Source organism: Caballeronia sp. (assembly GCF_049581465.1).
Taxonomy (GTDB): Bacteria; Pseudomonadota; Gammaproteobacteria; order Burkholderiales; family Burkholderiaceae; genus Caballeronia.
Genome location: NZ_JBAUSA010000123.1, coordinates 1 through 8,161, shown reverse-complemented (window position 1 = coordinate 8,161; position 8,161 = coordinate 1). Strand labels below are relative to the sequence as shown.

General features: G+C 60.5%; 7 protein-coding genes. 2 read left to right on the top strand and 5 right to left on the bottom strand.

The genetic code is table 11. The features are described from left to right. Together WCA53_RS03025 and WCA53_RS03020 are read left to right on the top strand one after the other, a co-directional pair. The coding region (locus tag WCA53_RS03025) for a porin (RefSeq protein WP_423905315.1) at positions 1 to 377 on the top strand (377 nt) is incomplete at its 5' end. 53 nt (positions 378 to 430) lie between these two features. Next, positions 431 to 799 (top strand): BON domain-containing protein, encoded by a 369-nt coding sequence (locus WCA53_RS03020; RefSeq protein WP_423905312.1) that lies wholly within the window; start codon positions 431 to 433, stop codon positions 797 to 799. A gap of 75 nt (positions 800 to 874) precedes the next feature. Here WCA53_RS03020 and WCA53_RS03015 read toward each other — a convergent pair whose 3' ends face one another. The 5 genes from WCA53_RS03015 to WCA53_RS02995 all read right to left on the bottom strand — a co-directional run. Further along, the gene (locus WCA53_RS03015; protein ID WP_423905310.1) at positions 875 to 2,410 is read right to left on the bottom strand and encodes a methyl-accepting chemotaxis protein; all 1,536 of its coding nucleotides are present in this window, start codon (positions 2,408 to 2,410) and stop codon (positions 875 to 877) included. Between the two features lie 117 nt (positions 2,411 to 2,527). Then, a complete protein-coding gene (locus WCA53_RS03010) occupies positions 2,528 to 3,712 on the bottom strand; it encodes a porin (protein ID WP_423905308.1) in 1,185 nt (394 codons plus the stop codon). Between the two features lie 397 nt (positions 3,713 to 4,109). Beyond that, positions 4,110 to 6,773 carry a LuxR C-terminal-related transcriptional regulator gene (locus WCA53_RS03005; protein WP_423905306.1) on the bottom strand — a complete coding sequence of 888 codons (2,664 nt, stop codon included), beginning with the start codon at positions 6,771 to 6,773 and terminating at the stop codon, positions 4,110 to 4,112. A gap of 74 nt (positions 6,774 to 6,847) precedes the next feature. After that, a complete protein-coding gene (gene bktB / locus WCA53_RS03000) occupies positions 6,848 to 8,032 on the bottom strand; it encodes a beta-ketothiolase BktB (RefSeq protein ID WP_423905304.1) in 1,185 nt (394 codons plus the stop codon). A 61-nt stretch (positions 8,033 to 8,093) separates the two neighbouring features. After that, positions 8,094 to 8,161: 4Fe-4S dicluster domain-containing protein (locus WCA53_RS02995; RefSeq protein ID WP_423905317.1), on the bottom strand; the 68-nt coding region annotated here is incomplete at its 5' end.

The following is an 8,161-nucleotide window of genomic DNA, read 5'->3' as shown; positions in this document are numbered from 1 at the left end:
GCTTTTACTATCTGGGGGGCCTTTATACGATCGGCGGTTTTTCGATATCCGGCTCGTACGCCATCGGCAAGAACCCGGCGAAAAGCAACACCGCGGACTTCGAAATGGCCTCGGGTGGCCTCGGCTACCAGTTCAACCCGAGCTTCAAGATCACTTCCGGCTACTACTACCTGAAGGACCGGAACAACTCAGCGAATCACTCGAGCGAAGTCGCGTTGGGTGCCGAATACAGCCTGTCCAAGAGTACCAAGACGTACGCGCAGGTCGGGTATGTGGACAACAAGGGGACCATGAACCAGACGATCATCTACGGAAACCCGGTTGCGCCGGGCGTGTCAACCACTGCAGTAATGATCGGCATCCGCCATACCTTTTGATTCCGCTATACACAACCGGAGCATTTAATGAAGAGCAACAACCGGAGCATTCAATGAAGAGCATTCAGGCATTCAAGATGGCTGTCGGAGTCCTAGCCGTTGCTGCGTCCATGACCGCATGGTCCCAGCCCAGCGAACCGGCCAGTGCAACCGCAACGGCGTCGTCGGGTTCAGCGGCACCCGTCACGGGAAGAAAGGCGAATCGTGCCTTGCGCCGGCAGGTTTATAGCGCCATCGCGAAGCAGAAGGACATCAGTGCCGGAAATATTAGCGTCATCGCAAAAGACGGCGCAGTGACACTGAATGGGACAGTCACGGACGCGTCCCAGGTGGGCAAGGTCGCGGAAATCGCGAGGGGCGTTCCCGGAGTCACTTCGGTCACCAACAAGTTGGCCGTGGAAAAGCCATTTGGCGGTATGTAGACTGCTGTAGTCGAAACGCAAGCGCGCCGGGGGCCGACTACTGGGTCGGCCCCGTCGACCTCTGCCGACTTGTCCTCACACCACGCTGAAGACCGCTACGGCCGCATTGAGCTTGAACGCCTGATCCTGCAATGATTGTGCTGCTGCGGCGGCCTCTTCGACGAGCGCGGCGTTCTGCTGCGTGACTTCGTCCATCTGCGTGACGGCCTGTCCAACCTGATCGATGCCCTTGCTCTGCTCGTCCGATGCGACTGCGATCTCGCTCATGATGCCCGTCACGAGAGACACGGCGTGAATAATTTCCTGCATCGTCTGCCCGGCTTGACTCGCAAGCTCAGTGCCCGCTGCCACGCGGCCAGCCGACGTGCTGATCAAGTCCTTGATTTCCTTGGCAGAGCTGGACGAGCGCTGAGCGAGCGCGCGAACTTCCTGCGCGACGACGGCGAAACCCCGTCCCTGTTCACCTGCGCGTGCCGCTTCAACTGCCGCGTTGAGCGCGAGGATGTTGGTCTGGAAGGCGATGCCCTCAATCATTCCAATGATGTCGGCGATCCGCCCCGAACTCTCGCTGATCGCGTCCATCGTTCCTACCACGCGCTTCACTACCTCGTTACCGCGGGCTGCGATGTCAGATGCGCTGCCGGCCAAAGCACTTGCATGACGTGCATTGGCGGCATTGTGCCGGACGGTGCTTGTCAACTGCTCCATGCTGGCGGCTGTCTCTTCGAGTGAAGCTGCCTGCTGCTCTGTGCGAGAGGACAGGTCAATGTTGCCCGCCGCAATCTGCTTCGTAGCGGACCCGATAGCCTCACTGCTTGAGCGCACTCCACCCACGATATCAACCAGACGATCGTTCATATGTTTAAGAGCCCTTAGCAAATCGCTTGTTTCGTCGCGTCCGGTCACGGAGATTGTCGATGTCAGGTCGCCGGATGCCACGGTCTGCGCAACCCTGACCGCTTCCGATAGCGGGTTTGTAATCGAGCGTATCAGCAACCAGCAAGTCAGCGCGGCGGCACAGAGTGTCAGTCCTGTCAGTACCGCGTTCACGGCGACGAACCGCCGGTACATGTGATGCGCGGCGGCGTATTCGTGCTGCGCCTCATCGATCTGCAGATTTGCAAGTTGACCGAGTACCGCAAGCAGCGGCTCCATCGCCGGGTGCATCTGACTGGTCACATATTCTCGCAAATGTTCCGTGTCCTGAGTTTCCAGCAGCTTGAGCAGGTGGTCAATGGAGACATCGGCTTGCATCATCAACGGCTCGGCCTGGGTTACCAACGCTTTCTCCTGGGCAACGAGAGGAGTACCTGCGTGGTCTTGCCAATGCTTCGCGATACGGGCTCGTGCGGCGATGATCACGCGGATTGCTTGTGGCGGAGATATCGCGCCATCGCGCGCTTTGTATGCTGTGCCAATGACGCTTGCAGAGTAATCATCCGCAATCGCTTTGAGTTGACCAAGACAAACTACTCGATCGTTGTAAATAGTCTCGATCGCGGCATTGGCTTGCTGAAGGCGAATGGTGCCCATGACAGAAGTCAGCAACACGAGTGCGAGCAGAGCGGCAACCAGTGTGGTCAATCGGGTCTTGATGCGGAGTTTGTTCACGGCGATTTACGTGTGGAGAGGACACAAAAATGCCGCCTCGCGCATGCGGGCGGCCATGGATGCCGGCTGGCTGACCAGCCCCGCGACGGCAACGTTGCGCGCCGCGCGGGGGTGGCATTAGAAGGAGTGGCGAATGCCGAGCATTGCGCCAGCGGTGTTCAAGCCGACCGCGGTAGGCTGACCGTAGACGATCTCCTGGTTCATCGCGCCACGATTGGACACGTAGCCGAACTCGGCGTAAAACAAGGTGCTCTTGGACACGCTGTAGTCGGCGCCCAGCACATACTCGGTCGACTGGTTTTGCGAATGCTTTTCGTCCTTCACGTAATAGACACCGGACGTGATATCGAGCGCCGGTGAGATTCGATATCCAATGCCGCCTGTCAACATGTTGAAATCCCCCGATACGGCGAAAATCTTGGGGTTACCGTTCTCGTTGGCTGGATTGCGACCGTTGCTGAAGGAACCGGAGACGGACAGGCCGTGCCACGTGTACTTCGCGCCCAGGTAGACGAAGCGGTTGTTATTCAGGCCGGTTGCCGGGGCCGCCGTGGTGGGCGCTGCATAGGTATAGGGACTGGCGTCGTGTCCGTTGTAGTAGACGGCCGCGACATTCAGACCGTAGTTCGAATACTTGAGCACGGCCGACTCACGCGTGCCGCCCTGGAACTGGCCAGCCACGCCGCCCGGTGCATACTCCAGCGCGGTCGATACACCATAGAACGACGGCGAATTGTAGACCAGCGCATTGCTGTCATACAGCGCGCCAATGATGCCGTTCGTACTGTTGCCAGGCCACCCTCCCAGTGTGTTCATCGTGAGCCATGCAGTCAGGACGCTACCGAAGAACTGCGCATTGCGCACGTCCGTGTCCGCAAGCGCATAGGTCATCGGTGCGATTTGCCGACCCGCGTCCAGTCGGCCGAAAGGCCCCGATACGCCGACCTGTGCGATCTGATTGAACATTGCGGGTGCTCCCGCCGTATCGCTCAGCTGGAACTTGCCGGTGCTACTATCGAACGACCCCTGGAGCTTGAAGTTGACCTTGTAGCCGTCGCCGATGTCTTCCGTACCTTTCAGCCCGTAGAGGCTGGAGTAGATGCCGCCATCCTTGAGCCGGAACACGGATCCGGTGTTCGGGTTAAGTTTGGCGTTCGGGAGGAAGGGTGCTGGTCCCGAGGCTGAGGTGTTCTGCCAGAGCAGGCCCGAGTCGATCGTGCCGTACAGCGTAATGGATGATTGGGCGTGTGCAGCACTGGCAAATGCCGAAAATGCTACAAGCCCGGTGATTCTCAACTTCATGCGGTCTCCTGTGCAACGTTGTTCTAATGAGAGGCACCACGGCGCAGTGTCATGAAGGCCGTGTTGCATCTGGGTCGAGAGCATACGTACTCGTGCACCAGGCGCCCCCCCTCACGGAAGGGGGGCGGGTTTTCAGGAATACCGCTATGGCACAAACGCCGGTCGACCCGTTATAGCAAGGTGCGTAGCGGGTTCGGAGACCCTGGGCCCGTGCCGCTGAGGCCGTACGCCCCGACCGAGTGTTGTACCTGTGTGACAAACCACACGGCGAGAGGGTGGTGGTCCCGCATGAAACTTCAGGGCGCGACGAGGCCGAACCAATAGGCTCGCGCATCGCGACATAGGTTTCGGAAGGCGCGGCCGGAGCAAACCGTCGCCCAGGCGCCTTATGTGCTACTCAGGCGGCTTCCTGCAGCAGGCCCATGAGTTGAGCACGCCGAACAATCTGCTTGCGTGACGTTGCGTCGAGCTTGAGGAACAGGTTCTTCAGATGCCACTTCACTGTCTCCTGGCCAATCCCCATGGCGAATGCGATTTCCTTATTGGTCAGGTAGCGGGTGACTAACTCCAGCACGCGACGTTCCTTCGGTGTCAGGGCCATGCTCGGGGTCGCGCGCAGGCCACCATGAGGCTCTGGCGCCGGTGCAGTAGCCATAGTCAGCAATTGCAGTTCGGAAGACGAGGCAAGGGGCGCGGCGTCGCCGGCTGCGTCCATCCACAGGGCAACGGCGGGATGCAGGTCGGCGGGCATGAGCTTCATCCCGCACGCCATCCCAAGACACACGGCTTCACGCAGAAGCCCGGTAGCCGATTGCCCGGTGCGATCTAGAACAAAGGCGCGCAGCGCCATGATATCGATGCGCGCCGCACCGAGCCTCATCTCCTCGGCGAGCGCCTGCGCGCGAGTGAGCGCATGCTCGGCTGCGCACCAATCCTGAGCGGCAATAGCCGCGTAGGCATGGCTAATTTTCTGATGCAAGACCAAGTTGCGATGCGTGATGGTGGCATCTGACGCCGAGTATCCCGCGACGATTCGGTCGAGCTGCTCGACAAGCGTCTGGCATGTCGAGGAACGCATGCGGCCACTGTGCAACCGGATCTGCTCAGTCAAGCTTGCCACGCGCATCCTCGGCATGTTGCGCGCGACGCCAAGGGAATCCAGCATTCCAAGCAGGTCGACGGCGCTGTGCTCCTTGCCCGCTGCGGCTGCGACGCGCGCCGCAGTGCAATATCCCAGGATCACGGCGTCGGGTGTTCCTCCACGTTCGAGTACGTCCAGGCGGTTTGCCAGCAGGGACGTCGCTTCCTCGAAGTCGCCTCGTTTGAATCGGGTCGCGGCGAGAATCGCTGCAATCATGCAGGAAAACGGGTGCCGCCGGCCAAGGTCGTTGTCGGCACGTTCGAGCGCCGGGCGCAAGGTGCGCTCGGCCAGCAACATTTGCCCCTCGAACAGATACCCGAGCCCAGTCGTGTAGTCACGCCATCGGCTCACGTATTGACAGGCTGCAGTGGTTTTGGCGTGCGGTGTGCGCCGCTGCAATCGGCGGGAGGTGGCGTAATCGCCGTTCATTAGCGCCCGCGCCGCAAGCCGGTTTGCGTGCACATTTTGCAGCCACGAGTTGCCTATAGGGGAAGTGTTACCCCACTTGTCCATCAGACGTCCTGCGCGGTCAGGCTCGTCGGCGAAATAGGCGGCAGTACTCAGGATCAGATCGATCTCATAGTGGGTCGCCTCGTCTGGCTGCGTGCTGAGCAAAATGGCTTGAGCCTGCGCCTCGGCATCCTGGTGCCGCTCGCTCATGGCAAGTGCCCATGCGATGGCGAGGCGCAACTGCGGATGCCGGTCCAGCACCGGTTCAGGCAGCCATTTGAGCCACTCGGCCCCGTCAACAAGGCGGCCCTGGGTTACTGCTTCATGCAAGCTGCGTTGCGCGAGCCTATAGGCTGCTTCCTCCTCGCCGCACGCCAGTGCGTGCCGCGCTGCCGCCTCGGTCATGCCATTGTCGTCCAGCCACTGCATGGCACGCCTATGCAGACAAGTCAGCTCGGCGTGGGGCAGATCAGCGGCGCGCTCGCGCAGCATCTCGCGCGCCATGGCGTGCAGCCGGTACCAGCCTCTGCGATTTTGCGCGTTGCAAAGGAGCGGGGTCTCGCCGGCGAGGCGTAGTAGCCGTTTCCTTGCATCGGGGAATCCGGAAAGCGCAGAGCAGAGGTCACCCTGCAACAGGTCGACGATCGAGACGAGCGTGAGGAAATGGATATCGTCGCTGTCGAGACGCTCAAAAAGTGCGCTCACGAACTGGTTCTGGATGCCACCGGTGCTGTTTGCGAAAGCGTTCATGCCCCCAACCTGATCGTGTGTTTCCGCGATCGCGTCGAGCGCGAGCTGCAGGCCGAGTGGCCAGCCTTCGGTAATGTCGTGAAACCTTGCGCTCGTATCCGCATCGACATCGGCGCCAAACCGGATCCCGATCAGCGAGATGGTTTCGTCGAGGCGAAAGCGAAGCGTTGCTGCGTCGACCGCCGTGCACACGCCATAGGGGATCAAACGCGCGATAACCTTGTCGTATCCGCTTCGCGACGCAAGTACGATGCGCAGATTGGCAGGTAGGTTCTCGAGCAGGTAAATCAGCGCTTCGTGGCTCGCCTGCGGAAGCCGCTCCACTTCATCAAGAATCAGCACGATATCGAGTGCGGTGCGGGCGACCTCGGCCAGCCACGCCGTGATCGCTTCGATCGGCGCATCGGGCGCGGCGCCCCCCTCGAGCAGGTGTTTCCCAAATGCTGTCCGCCCAGAACCCGTGCGGACAGCAAGTATCAGGGCCGCGAACAGGCGCCTTGGGTCGTCGCGCCCGTCAAGCGAGAGCCACGCCACCACGACGCCACGCATCAGTTGCTCGTGGCGCCATTGAACTAGAAGCGCAGTCTTGCCGAAGCCTGGGGGTGCCTGCACGATCGTCACTGGCCGGTCCCGAAAACGCTCGCCGCCGGAGCTTAGGCGCGTGCGGGTAAGCATGTGCCGGGGGGCTCGCGGAGGACCGATCTTGAGGGTGAGTTCCATCTGATAGTCGGTTGACGACGTCGATCTTTTCGATTTTCATGTTCGATCTCTTGCCGTCAAGCCGCTCATGGTGGCTATTGAAGATTTTCGAAAATAGCCGCGATACCCTGCCCGCCGCCTATGCACATGGTCACCAGCGCGAAGCGACCGTTCACGCGTTTCAGTTCATGGAGCGCCTTGACGGTGATCAACGCGCCCGTTGCGCCGATCGGATGTCCCAGTGAAATACCGGACCCGTTGGGATTCACCTTTTCAGCGTCGAGCTGGAGTTCTTGTGCGACGGCGCAGGCTTGTGCCGCGAATGCTTCGTTTGCCTCGATCACGTCGATGTCGGCAATATTGAGGCCCGCGCGTTCCAGCGCGATGCGCGTGGCGGGCACAGGACCCATGCCCATGTAGAGCGGGTCCACGCCTGCATGAGCGTAGGACACGAGGCGGGCCAGGGGTTTGATCCCGCGTTGTTCAGCAGCACCGCGCTCCATCAACAGGACTGCGGCGGCAGCGTCATTGATACCGGATGCATTGCCTGCAGTCACGGTGCCTGGCGCCTGGAAGGCCGGCCGCAGATCGGAAAGGTCGTCAAGCGTCAGATCCGATCGCACATGTTCATCCGTGTCGAAGGAGACTTGTTTCCCCTTGACCCGACGCGTCACAGGAACAATCTGCTCCTTGAAACGCCCTTCGGCGATCGCGTGCGCTGCACGGCGGTGCGATTCCACAGCCAATGCGTCCTGCTGCTCGCGCGTGATGCCATATTTCTGGGCAACGTTTTCTGCCGTGATCCCCATCGGAACAGTATGGAAGGGATCGTTTAGCGCGCCTAGCATCATGTCGACCAGACGTGCGTCTCCCATCCGTGCGCCAAAGCGTGTGTCGGGGGCGATATATGGCGCACGGCTCATGCTTTCTGCACCGCCTCCTATGGCAACGTCGGCGTCGCCCAGCAGAATTGCTTGCGCGGCCGAAATAATGGCTTGCAATCCGGACCCGCACAGGCGGTTCACGGTCAGTGCCGGCGCTGCCTCGGAGACACCGCCGTTGATGGCGGCCACACGTGCCATGTACATGTCTTTGGGTTCAGTCGCAATCACATTGCCGAATACCACATGCCCCACCTGATCGCCAGCAACCTTGGCCCGAGCCAGTACCTCTCGCACTACAAGGGCTGCAAGCTCCGTTGGTGGCACGTCTTTCAGGCTTCCGCCGAACTTCCCAATGGCGGTGCGCACGCTGCTCACAATAACGACTTCTCTTTGCACGTTGCATTCCCTAATTTAGATGGTGCACGCAAGCATCGTTTCGACGCCCCCGCGTTTCGAATCACATATTTGAATAGTTAGGACCGCCGCCACCTTCCGGCGTAACCCACACGATATTCTGTGTGGGGT